Annotated in this window: 17 protein-coding genes; 14 read left to right on the top strand and 3 right to left on the bottom strand. The window is 71.3% G+C overall.

The window, feature by feature from the left end:
- Positions 1–369: 369 nt before the first annotated feature.
- Positions 370–972: a maleylpyruvate isomerase family mycothiol-dependent enzyme gene (locus QH270_RS33865; RefSeq protein ID WP_280348836.1), complete on the bottom strand. Its 603-nt coding sequence runs from the start codon at positions 970–972 to the stop codon at positions 370–372.
- Positions 973–1,041: 69 nt separating this feature from the next.
- Here QH270_RS33865 and QH270_RS33860 point away from each other — a divergent pair, with 69 nt between their 5' ends.
- The gene (locus tag QH270_RS33860) at positions 1,042–2,025 is read left to right on the top strand and encodes a MerR family transcriptional regulator (RefSeq protein WP_280348834.1); all 984 of its coding nucleotides are present in this window, start codon (positions 1,042–1,044) and stop codon (positions 2,023–2,025) included.
- Here the strand turns inward: QH270_RS33860 and QH270_RS33855 are convergent.
- Positions 1,980–2,492 carry a L,D-transpeptidase gene (locus QH270_RS33855; RefSeq protein ID WP_280348833.1) on the bottom strand — a complete coding sequence of 171 codons (513 nt, stop codon included), beginning with the start codon at positions 2,490–2,492 and terminating at the stop codon, positions 1,980–1,982. The genes QH270_RS33860 and QH270_RS33855 overlap by 46 nt on opposite strands.
- A 316-nt stretch (positions 2,493–2,808) precedes the next feature.
- Between QH270_RS33855 and QH270_RS33850 the strand changes: the two genes are divergently transcribed.
- From QH270_RS33850 to QH270_RS33835, 4 genes are all read left to right on the top strand, one after another.
- Positions 2,809–3,237: a PaaI family thioesterase gene (locus tag QH270_RS33850; RefSeq protein ID WP_280348831.1), complete on the top strand. Its 429-nt coding sequence runs from the start codon at positions 2,809–2,811 to the stop codon at positions 3,235–3,237.
- Between the two features lie 157 nt (positions 3,238–3,394).
- Positions 3,395–3,697 carry an urease subunit gamma gene (locus tag QH270_RS33845; protein ID WP_110035401.1) on the top strand — a complete coding sequence of 101 codons (303 nt, stop codon included), beginning with the start codon at positions 3,395–3,397 and terminating at the stop codon, positions 3,695–3,697.
- A gap of 9 nt (positions 3,698–3,706) precedes the next feature.
- On the top strand, positions 3,707–4,033 hold the full coding sequence (locus QH270_RS33840) for an urease subunit beta (protein ID WP_280348829.1): 327 nt from the start codon (positions 3,707–3,709) through the stop codon (positions 4,031–4,033).
- Entirely contained in the window at positions 4,030–5,751 is a 1,722-nt protein-coding gene (locus tag QH270_RS33835) for an urease subunit alpha (protein ID WP_280348827.1), read from the top strand. The genes QH270_RS33840 and QH270_RS33835 overlap by 4 nt, the downstream gene beginning before the upstream one ends.
- A 49-nt stretch (positions 5,752–5,800) precedes the next feature.
- On the opposite strand, the gene QH270_RS33830 is transcribed toward QH270_RS33835, so the two are convergent.
- The gene (locus tag QH270_RS33830; RefSeq protein WP_280348825.1) at positions 5,801–7,108 is read right to left on the bottom strand and encodes a lipase family protein; all 1,308 of its coding nucleotides are present in this window, start codon (positions 7,106–7,108) and stop codon (positions 5,801–5,803) included.
- Between the two features lie 263 nt (positions 7,109–7,371).
- Between QH270_RS33830 and QH270_RS33825 the strand changes: the two genes are divergently transcribed.
- From QH270_RS33825 to QH270_RS33785, 9 genes are all read left to right on the top strand, one after another.
- Positions 7,372–7,914, top strand: coding sequence for a YbaB/EbfC family nucleoid-associated protein (locus QH270_RS33825; protein ID WP_280348823.1), 543 nt, complete (start codon positions 7,372–7,374; stop codon positions 7,912–7,914).
- A gap of 113 nt (positions 7,915–8,027) precedes the next feature.
- Positions 8,028–8,357: a type VII secretion target gene (locus tag QH270_RS33820; RefSeq protein WP_280348821.1), complete on the top strand. Its 330-nt coding sequence runs from the start codon at positions 8,028–8,030 to the stop codon at positions 8,355–8,357.
- Between the two features lie 2 nt (positions 8,358–8,359).
- On the top strand, positions 8,360–9,340 hold the full coding sequence (locus tag QH270_RS33815; RefSeq protein WP_280348819.1) for a WXG100 family type VII secretion target: 981 nt from the start codon (positions 8,360–8,362) through the stop codon (positions 9,338–9,340).
- A 27-nt stretch (positions 9,341–9,367) separates the two neighbouring features.
- Positions 9,368–10,039, top strand: a complete 672-nt coding sequence (locus QH270_RS33810) for an O-methyltransferase (RefSeq protein WP_280348817.1) — start codon at positions 9,368–9,370, stop codon at positions 10,037–10,039.
- A gap of 216 nt (positions 10,040–10,255) precedes the next feature.
- Positions 10,256–11,179: a LysR family transcriptional regulator gene (locus tag QH270_RS33805; RefSeq protein ID WP_280348816.1), complete on the top strand. Its 924-nt coding sequence runs from the start codon at positions 10,256–10,258 to the stop codon at positions 11,177–11,179.
- Between the two features lie 87 nt (positions 11,180–11,266).
- Entirely contained in the window at positions 11,267–12,931 is a 1,665-nt protein-coding gene (locus tag QH270_RS33800) for an AMP-dependent synthetase/ligase (protein WP_348537701.1), read from the top strand.
- Positions 12,932–13,073: 142 nt separating this feature from the next.
- Entirely contained in the window at positions 13,074–14,324 is a 1,251-nt protein-coding gene (locus tag QH270_RS33795; RefSeq protein WP_280348814.1) for an NAD(P)/FAD-dependent oxidoreductase, read from the top strand.
- Complete coding sequence (locus tag QH270_RS33790) at positions 14,321–14,929, top strand: SGNH/GDSL hydrolase family protein (RefSeq protein WP_280348812.1); 609 nt, start codon at positions 14,321–14,323, stop codon at positions 14,927–14,929. Before QH270_RS33795 ends, QH270_RS33790 begins: the two co-directional genes overlap by 4 nt.
- A gap of 12 nt (positions 14,930–14,941) precedes the next feature.
- On the top strand, positions 14,942–20,615 hold a 5,674-nt coding region (locus QH270_RS33785), incomplete at its 3' end, for a type I polyketide synthase (protein ID WP_280348810.1).

Below are 20,615 nucleotides of genomic sequence, written 5' to 3'. Positions count from 1 at the left end.
CGTCAACACCTGGCCCTCATCGCACTCACCGGCGCCGACCCCGTCGCCGCTCTCCGCGCCGCCGCGGACAATCGGGAACTCGACACCGCCGATGACCCTGCTGCGGTGCTGGACTGGCGACTGGACCCGGGGCGGGGGCGGGGGGCCGGGGCGCCCGCGGGGGGTGGGGGGTGCCACACCCCGCCGGGCCGGTTCCCTGTCCGTTTTCCCCCCCCCCGCCCCCCCCCGCCCACCCCACCCGGCCCCCCCCCGCGTCCGTCAATGCCCCTGGAGACTCCTGTGCCAGATCCCGGGCCGGGACGCCCGGCTGGCTCGGGGTGGCGCAGCGGCACCGGGAATCGCTCCGGCGGGGTGTACCCGGCGGAAACCCTAGTGCCGCGACGATGCCCGTCCGGTGGCGATCATCAGCAGGTCCGCGGCGGTCCCGGTGAGCGGTGTACCGGAGCCCGCTGTCCAGCCGGTGTCGGTGGCGGTGAGGGTATGCCCGGCGAGACGGCGACGGGCATGGAACGGCGCGCCCGTCGTCCACACTCGTTCCAGTGACCACTGGGCCGCCTCGACCGGCATCACCCGGTCGAGGCCGAGGGGAATCGCGATGTCCTGGCCGTGCACCAGCAGATCCATGAGGCGATCGATCGAGGTGGTGCCGATGGGGACGACACGCGAGTCGACCGTCGCCCGGAGGTCGGCGAGCAGCTCGGCGGTCGGTGTCCGGTCGGCGAGTCGCACGGCGGTGTCGTGGATGAGCCGGTCGGTGTTCCCGCGGGCACGAAGCAGCTCGAGCAGGAGCGAACCGAGCGTCACCCTCGTGGCGATCACCAGGTGCGCCACCACATCCCGCACCCGCCAGCCCTCGCACAGGGAGGCGGTGTCCCAGCCCGATTCCGGCAGCTCGGCGAGCAGGTCGGCGAGCGTGGCTCGTTCCAGGGCCACCGCGTGCCAGATCCGTTCGGTGGTGGGCTGTTCGGTCATCGTCGGTCTCCTTCGCGTGGTCGTCGTGGGTACCGTAGGAACTCCACCGAGGTGGAGGTGCCAGCGACTGTGACCGACGACACACGATGGACGATCGGCGAGCTCGCCGCGCGTACGGGCGTGGCGGTGCGCACGATCCGGTTCTACTGCGACGAGGGCCTGCTCGATGTCGGCCGCACCCCGGCCGGGCACCGGGTCTTCGAGCCGGCCGCGGTCGACCGGCTCCTGCTGCTGCGGCGGCTGCGTTCGTTCGGTATCGGATTGGCGGCCATCGGTGAGGTGCTGGCGGGCACCCGCTCGGTCGCGGAGGTCATCGCGGCCGAGCGTGCTGTGCTCGACCTGGAGCTGGACGCGCTCGCGCGCCGCCGCTCGCTGCTGCGCGCCGTGGAATACGGCGAACCCGACCGGCTGGATCTCGTCGCGGCCGTGACGGATCCGGCGGCGGCGCGCACCGCGCTCGGTACCTTCTGGCGCCGTCAGCTCGCGCCGCTGCCCACCGCGGTGATCGACGACTTCGTCGACATGAACGTCCCGGAACCGGCCTCGGACGCCCGGCCGGAGCAGGTCGTCGCCTACGCCGAACTCGTTGCCGCCGTGGCGAATCCGGCCTTGGGTTCGGCCATGTCCGACACCATCCGGCACCGTGGCACCCCCGGCGTCCGCGACGAGCGCCGACTGCTGTTCGAGGTGGCCGACGCGTGCCTCGGCGCGGCGCCCTCGGTCGCCGCCGGTCGCGCGCCTGCCCCGGGCGCCGCGCTCGACCGCTACGTCGAAGTCCATGCCGCGGCGCGGGGCCGTGCCGACACTCGGTCCTTCCGTCGGCAGCTCCTGGCCGATGCCGGGGGAGTCGAGCCCGCGCGCCGCTACTGGCAGCTCACCGCGACCTTGGCCGAGGGTGTCGTGACCTCCGGTGCCGCGCATCTCTGGCTGTTCGACGCGCTCAGCGTGTCGGCGAAAAGCGAAGGGGAGGCCGATGATCCGGCCTCCCCTGATTCACGATGGCGAAATCACGGAACCACTTCGACGATGTCGCCCGGCTCCAGCCAGTCGTAGTGGGCCTTGGCGCCCTCGGGCGTCAGCCGGATGCAGCCGTGGGACTGCTCCTCGGTGGGTCCGATGTGATACGCGATGTCGCCGTTGAAGAAGATCGCGTACTCCATCGGCGCGTTGTGCAGGGTGCTCCAGTGGAACGGCTTCTTGAACGCCACCTTGAAGACGCCGGGCGGGGTCTCGTAGCCGGGGCGACCGTGCGACATCGGGCTCGGCCCGAAGGTCACCTTGCCGTTGTCCATCAGCCAGGCGTTGTTGGTCGACAATTGCAGGCAGGCCCTGGCCTGCTCGCTGCACGGCGCGACGACCGGCTCCGGCGGCGGCGCGGGGATGATGGCGGGGACGCCGGGGACATCGGGGCCGCCGGGCCACAGCGGTTCGGCCTGTACCGGCGCGGCGACGGCCGCGCCTGCCACGGCCGCGCACATCGCCGCCTGCACGGCCCAGCGGGGGATACGACTACTACTCACGAAATCTTGCCTCTCTCGCCGCGCCCACCCCTGGCCGTCGTGCGCCCAGAACGTGAGCTCTCAACATCGACACAAGCCTCGGAACATAGAGGTACGAGTGATCATGGAGTATTGCGATCCTGTTGAGCAAGCCCATCGCGACACGCACTTGACCACTTAGGTAAGCCTGACCTATGCTCAACCCGGCGTATGGATGAGCCGGCGGTCCCGAGGGCTGCGGTCGACCCCCTCATTCCTGCCGCGGCGGGCCCGTCTCCGGACGGGTCCGCCGCATCGTCTCGTACCGGTCGGTCGGCGATGGTGTAAACCGGAACGCATGAGCGAAACCGCACAGTGGCGTGACGTCACGGCCGAGCAGATGACCAAGATGAGCGAAGGCACCTTCACCGACCTCATCGGGCTGCGCTACACCGAGGTCACCGCCGACCGGGTGCGCGGCGAATGGAAGGTGCGTCCGCAGCTGTTCCAGCCCGCGGGCATCCAGAACGGCGGCGTCTACTGCACCATCATCGAGACGCTGGCCAGCGTCGGCGGCAGCGTCTGGTTCGGCGACCGCGGCACCGTCGTCGGCGTCAACAACAACACCGACTTCCTGCGCGCCGTCAGTGACGGCGTCCTCACCGGCGAGGCCACCCCGATCCACCGCGGCCGCAGCCAGCAGCTGTGGGTCGTCGTGATCACCGACGCCGACGGCCGCACCATCGCCCGCGGCCAGGTCCGCCTCCAGAACCTCGCCGCCGCCTGAGGCTCCCGGCGAACGAGACCGGGCCCGCGGCCCGGTCTCCGCGGCGGGGCGGGCGGCGACATCGGGGGGCTGTGTCCGACCGCACTGTGCGGGCGGGCGACACGCCGACGTGCCAGAATGTCGCTCACCCGATCACGACCCGCCGAGGAGAGTCCCGATGCGCCTGTCGCCGCACGAGCAGGAACGGCTGCTGCTGAGTTACGCGGCCGAACTGGCCCGCCGCAGGCAGGCGCGGGGATTGAAACTGAATCATCCCGAGGCGGTCGCGCTGATCACCGACCACGTGCTCGAGGGCGCGCGCGATGGGCGGACCGTGGCCGAGCTGATGTCGTCGGGCCGTTCGGTGCTCACCCGCGACGACGTGATGGCCGGGGTGCCGGAGATGATCCACGACGTGCAGGTCGAGGCGACCTTTCCCGACGGCACCAAGCTCGTCACCGTGCACCACCCGATCGGATAGGGCACGCCCATGATTCCCGGTGAATATCTCTGTGCCGAGGGCACGATCGTGTTGAACGAGGGCGCGGTGCGGCTCACCCTGGAAGTGGTGAACACCGGCGACCGCCCGGTCCAGGTCGGTTCGCATGTGCACTTCCCGCAGGCCAACGCCGCGCTGGAATTCGACCGCGCCGCCGCGCACGGGCACCGCCTCGACATTCCGGCCGGCACCGCCGTCCGTTTCGAACCCGGTCTGCCGCAGCGTGTCTCGCTGGTTCCGCTCGGCGGCACCCGCGAGGTGTACGGCATCAGCGCGAACGCGCCGGGGCGCCTGGACGAGACGAGAGAGAACCGATGACCGAACTGAGCCGCGCCCGCTACGCCGAACTGTTCGGGCCGACCACCGGTGACCGCATCCGGCTCGCCGACACCGACCTGATCATCGAGATCACCGAGGACCGCAGCGGCGGACCAGGCCTGGCCGGGGAGGAAGCGGTCTTCGGCGGCGGCAAGGTCCTGCGCGAGTCGATGGGCCAGTCCAGGGCCACCCGCGCCGACGGTGCCCCCGACACCGTCATCACCGGTGTCGTCATCGTCGACCACTGGGGCATCATCAAGGCCGACGTCGGCATCCGCGACGGCCGCATCTGCGGGATCGGCAAGGCGGGCAACCCCGACACCATGTCGGGCGTGCATCCGGACCTGGTGGTCGGCCCGTCGACGGAGATCATCGCGGGCAACGGCCGCATTCTCACCGCGGGCGCCATCGACTGTCACGTCCACTTCATCTGCCCGCAGCTGCTCGACGAGGCGCTCGGCGGCGGCATCACCACCCTGATCGGCGGTGGCACCGGCCCGGCCGAGGGCTCCAAGGCCACCACCGTCACCCCGGGTTCCTGGCATCTGGCCCGGATGCTGGAATCCCTGGACCACTGGCCGATGAACATCGTGCTGCTCGGCAAGGGCAACACGGTCAGCCAGGACTCCATGTGGGAGCAATTGCGCGGCGGCGCTTCGGGATTCAAGTTGCACGAGGACTGGGGCTCCACGCCCGCCGCGATCGATGCCTGCCTGACCGTCGCCGACGCGGCGGGCGTGCAGGTGGCGCTGCACTCCGACACCTTGAACGAGGCCGGATTCGTCGAGGACACCCTCGCCGCCATCGCGGGTCGCGGCATCCACGCCTACCACACCGAGGGCGCCGGCGGCGGGCACGCACCCGACATCATCACCGTCGCCTCGCATCTCAACGTGCTGCCCAGCTCGACGAATCCGACCCGGCCACACACCGTCAACACCCTCGACGAGCACCTCGACATGCTCATGGTGTGTCATCACCTGAGCCCGTCGATCCCCGAGGACCTGGCCTTCGCCGAATCGCGGATCCGCCCGTCCACCATCGCCGCCGAGGACCTGCTGCACGACCTGGGCGCCATCTCCATGATCGGCTCCGACTCCCAGGCGATGGGCCGCATCGGCGAGGTGGTGATGCGCACCTGGCAGACCGCGCACGTGATGAAACGCCGCCGGGGCGCGCTGCCCGGCGACGGCGCCGCCGACAACGCCCGCGTGCGGCGCTACATCGCGAAATACACCATCTGCCCGGCGATCTCGCACGGGCTCGATGCCGAGATCGGTTCGGTGGAGGTGGGCAAGCTCGCCGACCTGGTGCTGTGGGAGCCCGCGTTCTTCGGTGTCCGTCCGCACGCGGTCCTCAAGGGCGGCATGATCGCCTGGGCCGCCATGGGTGACGCGAACGCCTCCATCCCCACCCCGCAGCCGGTGCTGCCGCGGCCCATGTTCGGCGCCGCCGCCCCGGCCGCGGCGGCCACCTCGCTGCACTTCGTCTCCGAGCAGGCCATCGACGACGGGTTGGCCGACCGGCTCGACATCCGCCGGAAACTGGCGCCGGTCAAGAACGTTCGCGCGATCACCAAGGCCGACATGCCGCACAACGACGCCATGCCGCGCATCGAGGTGGATCCCGACACCTTCACCGTCCGGGTCGACGGCGAGGTGTGGACCGAGCAACCGGCCACCGAACTGCCGATGGCGCAGCGCTACTTCCTGTTCTGACGACGAAACCCCGCCGACCACGTTGTCGGCGGGGCGTCGCGCGCGGCGCTCAGTCGAACGAGCAGCCGCCGACCGGCTTGTCGGCAAGCCGGTCGAGCAGGTAGGTCACCGCGTTGTCGGGACCGAAGCCGTCGATCAGTTCCGGACCGAAGTGATTCGGGATGGTCGTGCCCGGCAGGATCGGTGGCAGTTCGTTGGTGCGGAAGGTGACCGTCGCGCCCAGGCCGCACCAGTCCTCGGCCAGGCGCCTGGCCTGCCCGTAGGGAACGGTGTCGTCGTTGCGCCCGCTGGTGATGAGCACCGGCGTGGTCGGCTTCGCGGAGCCGATGCGCAGTTCGGCGAGCACCGGCGCGGCCTCGGGGATCTCGGCGAGATGCTCGGTGAGCGAACGGCCGTCCACCGTCAGCGAATTCGTCGTCAGGAACGGGTGCCGGGTGATCAGGTCGGCGACGCAGGAATCGCTCAGGGTCGCCAGCATCTCCCGGCCCGCGGGGCTGGTCACCCGGTCGACCGCAGCGTGCAGTTCGGGGTAGCGCGCGAGCATGCCGTTGACCGCGAATCCGATGGCGCCGCCGATCAGCGCGCCGTCGATCTTGGCCAGGATCGCGGCCAGATCGGCCACCGGTCCACCGGCCCAGGTGCCCTTCAGGTTGAGCTCCGGGGCGTATTCCGGCTGCATCTCCGCCGCCGCCGCGGTGGCGCCGCCACCCTGGGAGTAGCCCCACAGGATCAGCGGGGTCTCGGGGCCGACGCCGCCAAGGGCGTTGGCGGCCCGCGCGCCGTCGAGGATGGCGTGTCCGCTCTCGAACCGGTTGGCGTAGGTGTGGATGCCGGGCGTGCCGAGGCCGATGTAGTCGGTGATCAGCACGCGCGCGCCGAGTGCGCTCCAGACCGCCGAGGACGGCAGCTCCTGGTTCGCGGAGAGGCCGAGCGGATCGGCGGTGACCGAGACGCCCGTCGAGAACGCCACCGACATCGCGCACCGGTCGCCCTGACCCGACGTGCCGGGGCCGATCACCACGGTCGGGCGCGCACCGGGTCCCTGCCACGGGTTCTGCGGCTCGATGTAGGTGCCGGACACGGCGACCGCCGACCCGTCCTGCAGCCGGGAGGTGTAGAGGACGTGCTGTCCCCGCGTGGGCCAGCCCTTCGCGGTCGGCGGTGTCGCGAGCAGCGTCATCGGGGCCGTGCGCACGATCGAACCCGGGGCCTGCGGAATGTCCGCGGGCGGGGTGTAGAACGCGCTCATCGGTGCGCCGGTCGCCGGAGCGGCGCCGAGGCCAGGTCCCGCCACCGCCGCCAGACAGGCCGCCACGGTCAGCGCCGCGCGCCGCACCAGCGATCGTGATTGCCGCATGCCATTCCTTCCCAACCACCTCCGCGCCGTCGCGGACGTGTCCCGAGCCGCAGCGGAGATCGATCATGACCCACGTCACGATTCCGGCGGCGCGCAGACGGTAACACGGTTACCGACGGGGGTCCACGCCCGGCCCGCCGACCCGGTCGCACGGCGGCGATCCGCACGGCGCTAGTCTCGGCGCGATCCGATCGGGGGCGGATCGCTGGGCCGCCTCCGCCGCGCACGGCCGGAGTTCCCGGCAGGAGGGGAGAGCGACCGAGATGGACGAGTTGACCGGCGCCGCCGACGAACTCACGCAACACGCGCGCGAGCTCGAGTGGCAAGCGACCCGCTATCAGGAACTGCGGGCGAGGATGACCGAGGTCAGCGTCAGCGAGACCTCGGCCGACGGCCGGATCGGCGTCACGGTCGACGTCAACGGCGCCACCACCGCGATCACCCTGGCACCCGCCGTGCGCGGCATGGATCCCGCCGCCGTCGCGGCCGAACTGATGGCGTGCACCCGCCGCGCCCAGGCGCGGCTGCGCGGCACGGTCACCGGGCTGATCGGCGAGATCGTCGGTGCGGACACCGCTGCCGACACCATCGTCGAGCAGTACGCCGAGCGTTTCCCGGACCCCGCGCCCGCGTCGCCGCCCGCGCCGTCGTCCACCTCCGCGGCGCCGTGGCCCGCCCCCGTCGCTCCGGCCTACCCCGCGCCCGCGCCGCCCGCCACGCGCAAGCCGGATCGCGACCGGGTCGTGACCCCGGACGAGCCCGACGAGGACGACCTCTACTTCCAGCGCAGGTCCTGGCTCCAGTAGCCGCGGCGAATCCGGTTCGGCCCGACAGGGAACCGAATCGGGCGCGGCTGCGTCCAAGCAATTCGAGAAGGGGTGTGCGGGCAGCGGCCCGTGCCGACGAGGAGGAGGCGAGCATGACCGGTGCGGTGAATGTCGACGTGATGGCCATCAGGGCCCACGCCGACGCGGTCCAGGAGGTCGCGACCGGGGTGGCGAAGGCGCAGGAAGCCGCCACGTATCTGGCGCACGCCGACGACGCGTACGGGCTGTTCGTCAAGCCCTACGCGGTGAACACCCTCGGCGAGCTGCACGACGAGATCACCCGGCTCCTCGACCTGCTCACCACCCGGAGCGGCCAGGTCCCCGGCACCCTGCGGACCGCCGCCGACACTTTCGAGACGCAGGACAACGCGAGCGCCACCGCGCTGGTCGCGACCGCGGCCGAGATCATGGACGTGGCATAGCGATGGCCGAACAGACCGCCGTCGGCCGCTGGCTCAACGAGCACACCCTGCCCGTCCCGGGGACCATCGACACCTTCGACGACGCCGCGGCGCCGGAGAACGACCTGCTCAGCGAGGGGGTGGACTTCCGGCAGACCTACTACCAGGAGACCGCGACGCTGCTGAGCAACGTCGGAAAGCCAGACCTCGGCGCGGAAGAACCGAACGCCGGGTTCTTCAAGGGCACACTGCACGGTGACGTTCTGGAAAACGGTGCGGGCCTGTACACGGCGATGACCGGTGGCGAGGTGATGGGGAAGGTCGACGCCATCTCCAAGGCGGGTGCCACCGCCCGCGACGTGGGCGACGCCGCCACGATGTTCGTCCAGGCCATCAAGGGCACCACCACGCTCCGCAAGTTCGATCCGTTCAACTTCCTCGGCTCCCAGCTGATGGGCTGGATGCTCGAGCACGTCGAACCGCTGCGCAAGGCGCTGGACTCGGTGAGCGGCAATCCCGACATGGTGCAGGCCTACTCCGACTCGTGGAAGGCCATCGGCGAACACCTCATCACGACGGCCGGGCACCTGGCCACCGCCCTGGACTCCGGCATCGGGGCGTGGGCCGGGTCGGCGGCCGAGGCCTATCGCGCCAACGCCACCGAACTCGCGGGCAAGATCGCCGAACAGGCGGCCGTCGCGCAGGTGCTGGCGGACTGCAACACCGGGATGAAACGCATCGTCGAGGCCGTCCGCGGCGTGATCGTGGAGATCCTGAGCAGCCTGGCCGGGATGCTCGCCGAGGCCACCGCGCTGTTGCTCATCTCCGGTGGCACCGCGACCCCGGCGTTGATCGCCCGCGCGCTGTTCGACATCGGGCTGGCCTCGGCCAAGGTGGGCACCCTGCTGATCGAACTCGCCAAGGCGCTGGTGGAGGTGAAGACCCTGGCGTCCACGGCGGTGGCGGTGGTGCGGGGTGTCACCGAGGTCGAGACCGCGAAGTAGCCCGCGCGTGGTGGCACACTGGCGCCCATGACCGACAACAACTGGGCCGAGGTCGACCGGTACGTCGTGGACACCCTCATCGGCGGCGAGGGCGCGCCCGCGCTCGCCGCCAACGCCGACGCGGGGCTGCCGCCGATCGACGTGTCCCCGCCGCAAGGGAAGTTCCTGCACCTGCTCGCCCGTGCCGCCGGCGCGCGGCGGGTGCTCGAGATCGGCACCCTCGGCGGGTACAGCACCGAATGGCTGGCGCGCGCGGTCGGCGCGGACGGCACGGTGGTCACCTTGGAGTTCGAGCCCCGCCACGCCAAGGTGGCCCGGGCGAACCTCGACCGCGCCGGTGTCGGCGCGCGGGTGGACATCCGGGTCGGCGCGGCGCTCGACACGCTGCCGCAGGTCGCCGAGGACCTCACCGAACCGTTCGACCTGGTGTTCATCGACGCCGACAAGGTCAACAACGCCAACTACGTGCAGTGGGCACTGCGGCTGACCCGCCCCGGCTCGGTGATCATCGTCGACAACGTGGTCCGCGCGGGCGGCCTGGCCGACGAGCACTCCGACGATCCGAACGTGCGCGCCAGCCGCGAACTGGTCGAGTTGCTGGCCGCCGAGCCGAGCCTGGACGCGACCGTCATCCAGACCGTCGGGGCCAAGGGCTGGGACGGTTTCGCCTACGCCGTGGTCACCGGTTCGCTCGCCTGATCGACCACGGGCCGGTAGAGTGTGCCGTTCGCCGAGGTGTAAGCCGTTGCCGTGCCGGATTTTTCGCCGGGTCACCCGGCGCGCCGCGTCGGGCCACGCCGGAACGCGGCCGGGTTCACCCACCGGCAACGCGCGCGGCGACTGCTGGGCGATCGCTATTCATCGCCGGTTATCCGGCCTCGATAGCGTGGTGTTACTCGGAAGGAGCCCGGCGTCATGGAATTCCGACACCTCGTTTCGTTCATCACCATCGCCGAAGAGTTGCATTTCGGTCGCGCAGCGCAGCGCCTCCATCTGACCCAACCAAGTCTCAGTGCCCAGCTGCAGAAGCTGGAGAAATCGCTCGGCGTCCAGCTGGTCGCCCGGAACTCCCACGAGGTCCGGCTGACCCCCGCGGGGCGCGAGTTCGAGAGCCAGGCCCGCCAGATCGTCGCCCAGCTCGACCGCGCCGCCCAGGCGGCCAAGGCCACGGCCGAGGGCAGGGCGGGCAGCCTCAGCATCGGCTACAACCTGCCCGCCAGCAGGCATGTCCTGCCGGAGGCACTCACCAGGATGACCGAACGGCACCCCGACATCGTGGTGTCGCTGTGGGAGAAGCGGACCGGCCCGCAGCTGGCCGCCCTCGCCGACGGTTCCCTGGACGTGGCCCTGGTCTACGGCCATCCCAGTACCGCCGATTTCCGGTATCGCCGACTACTGCACCGGGTTCCGCTCGTCGCGGTCGTCGGCCGCCGACATCGGTGGGCCGACCGGCCCGGCGTCCCGTTCGCGGAACTACAGAGTCAGGACTGTGTGCTGTTCGCCCGCGAACAGTGTCCGGCGATGTACGACACCATCCTGCGGTCGGCGGCCGAAACCAGGATCTCGCTCAATGTCACGCATTCGGCCGACGACCCCGGCGCCACCGCGCACATGGTCTCGGTGCGACCGCTCGTCGGGTTCGCCTCGCTACCGCGCGCGATTTCGATGGGAATGGGTGTGCCGGGCAGTAGTTCGGTGGCGGTGAAATTGTTCGACCCGGTCCCGACGCTGGATTTGCATGCCGTCTGGCGGGCCGACGAACCGAATCCCGCGGTCGCGTTGTTCCTGGAATGCGTCGAATCGGCACAACTCGATGATGTCCGCGCATTGTCGGCGTGAACCCGTCGATAGGCGATGACTTTCGTGCGGTAGGAACAGCGACCGCGGCGGCGACGGGAATGGTTGGCGCCGTGAAGAATTCAATTCGTGAACACAGTGTCTGTCACCGCGAACGGATTCGTTCCGGCCGATTCGTCCAGTCTGTACGCGATTGTTTCCGACGCGGCGCGGCGTGATCCGGCCCGTCTTTCGCTGTGTGCCGCCGACGGCACCCAGCTGACCACCGGCGACCTCGACACCCGGGTCCGCGCGCTCGCCTCGGCCCTGCTCGACCGCGGGGTCGCGGCGGGGGACCGGGTGGCCGTGCTCGGCCGCACGAGCCTGGCCTGGGCGCTGCTCGACTGCGCGGCCATGGCGATCGGCGCGGTGATCGTGCCGGTGTACCCGACCTCCTCGCCCGCGCAGATCGCACATATCCTGAGCGACAGCGGGAGCCGCTTCCACGCGGCCGAGACCCCCGACGACGCCGCCCGCCTCACCGCCGCGGGTGCGGCGGGCGGGGTGTGGTCCTTCACCGAGATCGAGGCCTGGGCCGAAGGCGCCGAGCACGCCGACCTCGACGCGCGGATCGCCGCGGTGGGCGCCGCCGACCTGGCGATGATCGTGTACACCAGCGGCACCACCGGCCTGGCCAAGGGCTGCATGATCAGCCACCGCAACATGTACGTCACCGCCGCGAACACCGCGCGGCAGACCGAGGGCATCTTCGACGGTACGACGGTGCTGGCGCTGCCGCTGTCGCACGTCTTCGGCCAGACGATCCTGTTCGCCTGCCTGTACGGCGGCAGCCGGACGCATCTGCTGCCCGGCGTGCCCGACCTGGTGCCCGCGCTGGCGTCGCTGCGCCCGACCTTCCTCGCGCTGATTCCCTACGCGCTGGAGAAGATCCGCAAGCACGTCCGCGCGCTGCTCACCGAGGGGCAGGAGGACGCGGCCGTCGAGCGCGGCCTGGCGCTGCTGACCGTCGGCGCCGAGCCGAGCGCGACCGACGACGCTGTCTCGGCCGCGTTCGGCGGACGGCTGCGCTATGTGATCTCCGGCGGCGCCTCCCTCGACGACACCACCGCGGGCTTCTACGCCGGGTTCGGCGTGGTGATCCTGAACTGCTACGGCCTCACCGAGGCGGCCACCGCGGTCACCGTGAGCGCGCCGTCCACCAACCGGCTCGGCACCGTCGGCCGTCCCATCCCGGGTACCGAAGTCGGCATCGCCGACGACGGCGAGGTCCTCGTGCGCGGCCCGCACGTCTCGCCGGGCTACTGGGGCGCGGCCGCCGACCAGCGGCCCGTCGACGCCGAGGGCTGGCTGCACACCGGCGACATCGGCGAACTCGACGACGGGCACCTGCGGATCACCGGCCGCAAGAAGGAGATCCTGGTGACCTCCGGCGGCAAGAACGTGGCCCCGACCCCGCTCGAGGACCGGGTGCGGCTGCATCCGCTGGTGAGCAACTGCATGGTCGTCGGTGACGGGCGACCGTTCGTGACGGCGCTGATCACACTGGACGCCGAGCGGTTCGCGAAGTGGCGCGCCGAGCATCCCGACGGCGATCCCGCCGAGCCGATCCAGGCTGCCGTGGACGACGCGAATTCCCTGGTGTCGCGGCCGGAATCCATTCGCGCATTCCGCATCGTCGACGGCGATTTCACCGTCGACGCCGGCCTGCTCACCTCGTCATTGAAATTGCGCAGAGCCGCGATCGCCGAAACCTATTCCGCCGAAATAGATCAGCTCTACATGTCGCGCGGGTAACGCGACGCGAAATTCTCCCACCGGTCTCGCCGACGATAGCCGGGACCGATCGGCCGATGAATTGCGGTGACCCGCAGTGGTTTCCGCATTCCACCGGCGACAGACTCGAAATCGGAATTCGACCACCGAAAGTGATCACATCATGTATGACGTCATCGTCGTCGGAACCCGGGTCGCGGGTTCGCCCCTGGCCATGCTGCTGGCCCGTCAGGGCCACCGCGTGCTCGCCGTGGATCGCGCGAGTTTCCCCAGCGACACCCCGTCCACGCACTACATCCACCAGGCCGGTCTCGGCTTCCTGAAGTCCTGGGGCCTGCTCGACGCCGTGGTGGCCACCGGCTGCCCGCCGATCCGGCACCTCAACTTCACCTACACCGACATCGAGATCCCGGGCATGGCCGATCCGTCAGCCGACGGCATCGACGCCGTGTACTGCCCGCGCCGCACCGTCCTCGACAAGATCCTGGTCGACGCGGCCGGCGAGTCGGGCGCCGAGGTGATCGAGGGCTTCACCGTCACCGGCCTGCTGCGCGACGGCGACCGGGTCGCCGGTATCCGCGGCCGCGTCGGGGAGGGCCCCGAGCAGGAGTTCCGCGCGAAACTGGTCGTCGGCGCGGACGGTGCGAACTCGATCATCGCCAAGGAGGTCGGCGCGCAGACCTACGAGGGTTCGCCCGCCTCCTGCTTCATCTACTACTCGTACTACGAGGGCGTGGACTGGGGCATGCACCACCGCACCGGTTTCGGCGAGCAGCAGTTCGCGTCCTGGCCGACCAATGACGGCCTGGCCCTGGTCGCGGTGATGCGCAAGCGCGACCGGTTCCGCGACTTCCGCACCGATCCCGACGCCGGCGTGCAGGAGATCGTCGACCAGATCGACCCGGAGATCGGTGCGCGGCTGCGCGAGACCGGCAAGCGGGTCGAGCCGTTCCGTCCGATGCTGTACCCGGACAACTACCGCCGCCAGTCCTTCGGTCCCGGCTGGGCCCTGGTCGGCGACGCCGGCTACCACAAGGACCCGTTCACCGGCTGGGGCATCACCGACGCCTTCAAGTACAGCCAGCTGCTGTCGGACCTGGTGCACGAGAGCCTCTCGGGCGCACGCCCGTTCGAGGAGACCCTGCCCGAGTACCAGCGTGAGCGCGACGCCCAGAGCGCCAGCACCTACGAGCTGACCCAGTCGATCTCCGAGCTGACCCTCACCCCGTACTACGACTCGGTGTTCCGCGCGGCCAGCAAGAGCGAGCACTACTCCAAGAAGTTCTTCGGCCTGATCGCGGGCCTGTACCCGCCGGACAAGTTCTTCGGGGAGGCCGAGCTCAGCGCGCTCTACGAAGAGGTGAACTTCCCCGTCGCCGACCGGCACGTGGTGAATACCGGGGTGTCGGCGTGATCGCGGCCGGCCTGACGGCGCTCGGAGACAGCTTCGTGGAGGGCCGTGGCGACCCCGCCGCGGCGGGTGGCTACCGGGGCTGGGTCGCGCGCCTCGGCGGTCAGCTCGGGTTGCGGCCCACCACGATTCGCAACTTCGGCACCCACGGCGCCACCACCGGCGATGTCGTCGCGAGCCAGCTCGCACCGGCGACCTCGGCGGCGCGGGCCGGCCTCTACGGTGTGGTTGTCGGCGTGAACGACCTGGTCAGCGCGTATGACGAGGCGCGTTTCGCCGACAACCTGCACACCATCTTCTCGACCCTGCGGGCCAGGGAAGCCACCGTGTTCACGGCCAGCTATCCCGACATCCCCGCCCGCCTGCCCGTGCCGGACGGTTTCCGCGCCCTGCTGCGTGAGCGTTTCGCCACCGCCAACGATGTCCTCGCCCGGGTCACCGACGACACCGGCGCCCTGCTTCTCGATATCGCCGCCAGGCCCGAATGGGCCCGGCCCGAGGTGTGGACCGCCGATGGTCTGCATCCGAGTCCGGTGGGCCACCGCCTGTTCGCCGCCACCGCGGCCGAACTGATCGCCTCGGCCACCGCCACCACCGTCGCCGCCTGAGAGGAACCTTCCGTGACAGACGAACGACGCCTGGCACGCGACCCGATCGCCATTGTCGGGATGTCGGGTCTGCTGCCCAAGGCACACACCCACCGCGAGTACTGGCAGAACATCATCGACGGCGTCGACTGCACCTCCGAGGTGCCCGCGTCGCGCTGGAGCTTGGACGACTACTACGACGCCGACCGATCGGCGCCGGACAAGACCTATTCGCGCCGTGGCGCCTTCCTGCCCGATGTCGCGTTCGATCCGCTCGAGTTCGGGCTGCCGCCCAACCAGCTCGAGGTCACCAGCACCATGCAGACCCTGAGCCTCGGGGTGGCCCGCGACCTGCTGGCCGACGCAGGCGCGACCGGTTCGCAGTGGTACGACCCCGCGCGCACCGGCGTGGTGCTCGGCACCACCGGCCCGGTGCCGCTGATGCATCCGCTGGCCGCGCGCCTGTCGACACCCGTGCTGGCGGAGGCGGGCCGGTCGATGGGCCTGTCCGAGAGCGATGTCAGCGAGATCTCGCGCCGGTTCGTGGCCGCGTTCGCGCCGTGGGAGGAGAACTCCTTCCCCGGTCTGCTCGCCAATGTGGTGGCGGGCCGGGTGGCGAACCGGCTCGGGCTCGGCGGCATGAACTGCACGGTCGACGCGGCCTGCGCGGCCTCGCTGGCCGCCATCCGCACCGCGATCGCCGAACTGCAGGACGGTCGCGCCGACATGATGATCACCGGTGGCGTCGACACCGAGAACTCGATCTTCATCTACCTGTGCTTCAGCAAGGTCGGCGCGCTCTCGCCGACCGGCCGGATCAGCCCGTTCTCCGCCGAGGCCGACGGCACGCTGCTCGGTGAGGGCATCACGATGCTCGCGCTGCGCAGGCTGTCGGACGCCCGCCGCGACGGCAACCGGATCTACGCGGTGATCCGCGGTCTCGGGTCCTCCAGCGACGGCCGGGCCAAGAGCATCTACGCGCCGGTCGCCGCCGGCCAGCGGGTGGCGCTCGAGCGGGCCTACGCCGACGCCGAGTGCTCGCCCGCCGATGTGGAGCTGATCGAGGCGCACGCCACCGGCACCGCCGTGGGCGACCGCACCGAACTGACCGCGCTGAAAGGACTGCTCGCCGACGCGAGTCCGGAGACCGGGTTCGCCGCGCTGGGCAGCGTGAAGTCGCAGATCGGGCACACCAAGGGCGCCGCGGGTACCGCGGGCGTGATGAAACTCGCGCTGGCCCTGCATCAGAAGGTGCTGCCGTCGACGATCAATGTCGACGCGCCCAACACCGAGATCGACGCCGCGCGGACGCCGTTCTACGTCAACACCAAGACCCGCCCGTGGGTGCTGGACCCGCAGCGCCCGGTGCGCCGGGCCGCCGCGTCCGCGATGGGCTTCGGCGGCACCAACTTCCACCTCGTGCTCGAGGAGGCCGACGGGGAACGTGGCCAGGTGCTGCACCGGGTGCCTCGCGCGCACCTGTGGCACGCGCCGGATGTGGCGAGCCTGATCGACGTGGTCCGCAGCACGCCGGGCACCGACGGCGGCGACATCCCCGCCGATCACGCCCGCATCGGCTTCGTCGCCGTCGACGCCGACACCGCCGCCGACCTGCGCGCGCTCGCCGTCGACGAGATGGTGCGCGATCCCGAAGCGCCGCACTGGGATCACCCCGAGGGCGTGTACTTCCGGGCCGCGGCGCTGCCCGAGCCGAAGGTCGGCGTGCTGTTCGCCGGGCAGGGCAGCCAGTACGTGGACATGGGCCTGGACACGGTCCTGAACAACCCGCCGGTCGGCGCGGCCTTCGACGCGGCCAACGCCGCCTTCGTCGGGGCGCCGCAGCGGCTGGGCGCGGTGGTGTTCCCGCCGCCCGCGTTCACCGAGCAGACCCGCGCCGAGCAGGAAACCGCCCTGCGCCGTACCGAATTCGCGCAGCCGGCGATCGGTGCGCTCGCGGCGGGCCAGTTCCGGGTGCTCACCGAGTTCGGCCTGCGGGCCCACGGCTACCTCGGCCACAGCTTCGGTGAGCTGACGGCGCTGTGGGCCGCCGGAGCGATGAGCACCGACGACCTCTTCACCCTGGCCCGGGCGCGCGGCGCCGCCATGACGGTCGCCGACGACGTGGAGGCGGGCACCATGGTGGCCGTCAACGCGCCGCGCGCGGACGTGGCCGCGGTGCTCGCCGATCTCGACGACGTGTGGATCTGCAACCACAACGCGCCCGACCAGATCGTGGTGGGCGGTGGGCCCGACGGCATCGCCGCGTTCACGGCGCGCAGTAGCGAGAAGGGCTGGGCCACCCGGGATCTGCCGGTGGCCGCCGCGTTCCACACCCCGTACGTCGCGCACGCGGTCACCGAATTCGGTGCCGCCGTCGCGGAAGTCGACATCGTCGAGCCCGCCGCACCGGTCTACGCCGACACCGCGGGCGCCTCCTATGGTGCCGATGTGGCCGCCAACCGGGCCACGCTGACCGCACAGCTCAGCCAGCCGGTCGAGTTCGTCGACGCGCTGCGGGCGATGCACGAGGACGGCTGCACCGTCTTCGTCGAATGCGGCCCCAAACAGGTGCTGACCTCGCTGGTCCGCCGCACCCTCGGCGACGACGTGATCGCCTTCGCCACCGACTCCGGACCCATCGGCAACGGTGACGTCGCCTTGAAGCGCGCCGCCGTCCGCCTCGCCGTACTCGGCGTTCCCCTCGCCGGCATCAATCGCTACGCCGACCCGGCCCCCGCCCCGAGCACCCCCGCGGCGGGCCGCATGACGGTGACCCTGTCGGCGCCGGAATACGTTCCCGACAGCCGCCGCGCCGCCTACACCGACGCGCTGTCCGGCGAGTACCAGCTCGAGCTGGCCGCCGACCGCAACGGCGCGCATCGCGGACCGGACGGTCTCGGATCCGGGGCCGTCGAGCCTGCCGGATCGTCGACCGGCGGCCGGGTGGGCACGCCGGTCACGCCGGGCGGTTCCGTTGCCGCGCAGCGTGAGTCGGCCGATTCCGTGGTCGCCGCGGGGGAGGCGACAGCTCCGGCGCACGGGTCGCGGTCCGCGGCGACAGGGTCGCCGGCTGTCCGCAGTGATGCCGATCGTGCCGCAGTCCTGCCGGCGACCGCGGCCGTCGCCGAGTTCGCGCCATCTCCGTCCCCGGGCCTGCCCGGGTTACCCCCGATCGTGGAGGAACAGTTCGTGACCATGACCGATCCGCTCGACTCAGCCCTGGCGCAGCATCTCGACACGCACCGGCAGTACCTGGACGGTCAGCTCGACCTGGCGCGTGGCCTGGCCGGTGTGCTCGGCTCCGGTTCCCTCGACGAGCGCACCCTGCGGGCCATCGAGGCGGTGAAGGACCACGGCGTCGCGATCAGCGAGAGCCACGCGCGGGCCGGCGCCGTCCTCGCCCAGCTCGCCGAGCTCGAGGGCGGCAGCGCGCCCCGCTCCGTGACCTCCACCCGCGTCGCGCCGCCCGCCCTCCCCGCCGCCCAGGCCCTGTCTGCGGCACCCGCACCCGCCGCGATTCCGGAGCCCGAGATCGCGCCGGCGACCGGTCAGCCGAATACGGTAGCCCCGGCCAACGGCCACGGGAGTAGTACTTTTGCCACGGCCTCCCCGCAGCCGGACTCCGGTGCGGTGGCCGCTCAGGGCGTTCCGACGATCTCGGCCACACCGACCGTCGGTGGAGCCGACCGGACCGCGGAAGCCGCACAGTCGTCCGGTGCGCCGACCCACGACGCGCTCCGGGTGGCGCTGCGCGAGGTCGTCGCCGACAAGACCGGGTATCCGGTGGAGATGGTCGATCCGACGATGGATCTGGAAGCGGATCTCGGTGTCGATTCGATCAAGCGGGTCCAGGTGATCGGCGCGCTGCAGGAACGGTTCCCGAATCTGCCGAACCTCGGCCCCGAGCAGCTCGGCACCCTGCGCACGCTGGATCAGATCACCGAGCTGCTCGCGGAAGCGGGCGGGTCCGCGCTGACGGATGAAGGCGTACCCGCCGCGGGTGCCGCGGACACCGAGTCCGTGCGGCAGGCGCTGCGCGAAGTCGTCGCCGACAAGACCGGCTATCCCGTCGAGATGGTCGATCCGGCCATGGATCTCGAGGCTGATCTCGGTGTCGATTCGATCAAGCGGGTGCAGGTGATCGGCGCCCTCCAGGAACGGTTCCCGTCGCTGCCCAGCCTCGGCCCCGAGCAGCTGGGTACCTTGCGCACCCTCGATCAGATCGCCGAGCTGCTCGCCGGCGGTTCGACCGCGGCAGGCGACGCGGGCATTCCGAACGTCGCCCCCGCGCCGGTCGCCGTCCCGGAGGAGGTCGCCTCGGTGGACACCGGTCTCGCGCCCACCGCCGACACCCTGCGGCAGGCGCTGCGGGAAGTGGTCGCCGACAAAACCGGGTACCCGGTCGACATGGTCGATCCCACGATGGATCTGGAAGCGGATCTCGGGGTCGATTCGATCAAGCGGGTCCAGGTGATCGGCGCCCTCCAGGAACGGTTCCCGTCGCTGCCCAGCCTCGGCCCCGAGCAACTCGGCACACTGCGGTCGCTGGATCAGATCGTGGCCGAGCTGGCCGGGGGTGATGTCCACCCAAAAGCTGAGGCCGCGGCCGAAACGCCGCGGCACGTCGTCGAACTCGTCGAGCTCGCCCCGGTCGACCTGGCGGTGGACCCGTATCGGCCCGCGGGCCGGGCGCTGGTCGTGTGTCTGGACGAATCCGCCGAAACCGACGGGGAAGCGATCGAGGAGGCGCTGCGGGCGCTCAGCTGGACGGTGCGGCGGGTCGAACCCGGCGACACCGTCACCGCAGGCGCCGACCTGTGCGTCGTCGTCGCCGGTATCGCCACGGAGTGGGCGCAGGCCGAACGGATCCTGACCGTGGCTATCCTGGTCACCGGCCGCGGGGCGCCCGCCCTGGGGGGCGCGACCGGTCGCGCCGGGTTCGTCACCGTCACCCGGCTCGACGGCCACCTCGGCCTGCTCGGGGCCGCCGACCCGGTCCCCGCCCTGCTCGGCGGCCTCGGGGGCATCGTGAAAACCCTGGCCGCGGAGGAGCCCACCCTGTTCTGCCGCGCGCTCGACATCGCGCCCGCGGCGACGCCGTCCCGGGTGGCGCAGATCGTGCTCGAGGAACTGTGCGACGCGGCGATCGACACCATCGAGGTCGGCGTCGACACCTCGGGCCGGCGCCGCACACCGGTGCCGAGCAGGCACCAGCCCGCCGTCACCACCGAGATCGTCAGCACGGCAACCGGTTTCGCGCCCTCGGTGCTCACCGAAGACGACCTGCTGCTGGTGACCGGCGGAGCCAGGGGAGTGACGGCGACGTGTGTGCTCGCCCTCGCCCGGCACAGCGCGGCACGGTTCCTGCTGCTCGGCCGCACCACGCTCGCCGAGGAACCCACCTGGGCGCACGGCGTTGCCGACGGCGAGCTCAAGCCCGCCGCGGTGCGCGCGCTGGCCGGCACCGGCGCACGGCCCCGAGACATCGAGCGGGCCTGCGGCGATATCCGCGCCGTTCGCGAGATCCGCGCGACCCTGGCCGTACTCGGCGACCCCGCCGAGTACCTGAGCGTCGAGGCCCCCCCCCCCGCGGCGCGCCCCGCGGCCCGCGCGCCCCGGGGGGGCCCCGGGACCCCGGGAGGGGGGGGGGCCCGGGGGGGGGGGGGGCCCGGGGGAGACGCCCCCAACCCGCCCCCCCACACCACCC

The organism is Nocardia neocaledoniensis, from assembly GCF_029868625.1.
In the GTDB taxonomy this organism is placed as follows: domain Bacteria; phylum Actinomycetota; class Actinomycetes; order Mycobacteriales; family Mycobacteriaceae; genus Nocardia; species Nocardia neocaledoniensis_A.
The sequence above is the reverse complement of the archived record's forward strand: the minus strand, read 5'-3'. Positions and strand labels throughout refer to the sequence as shown.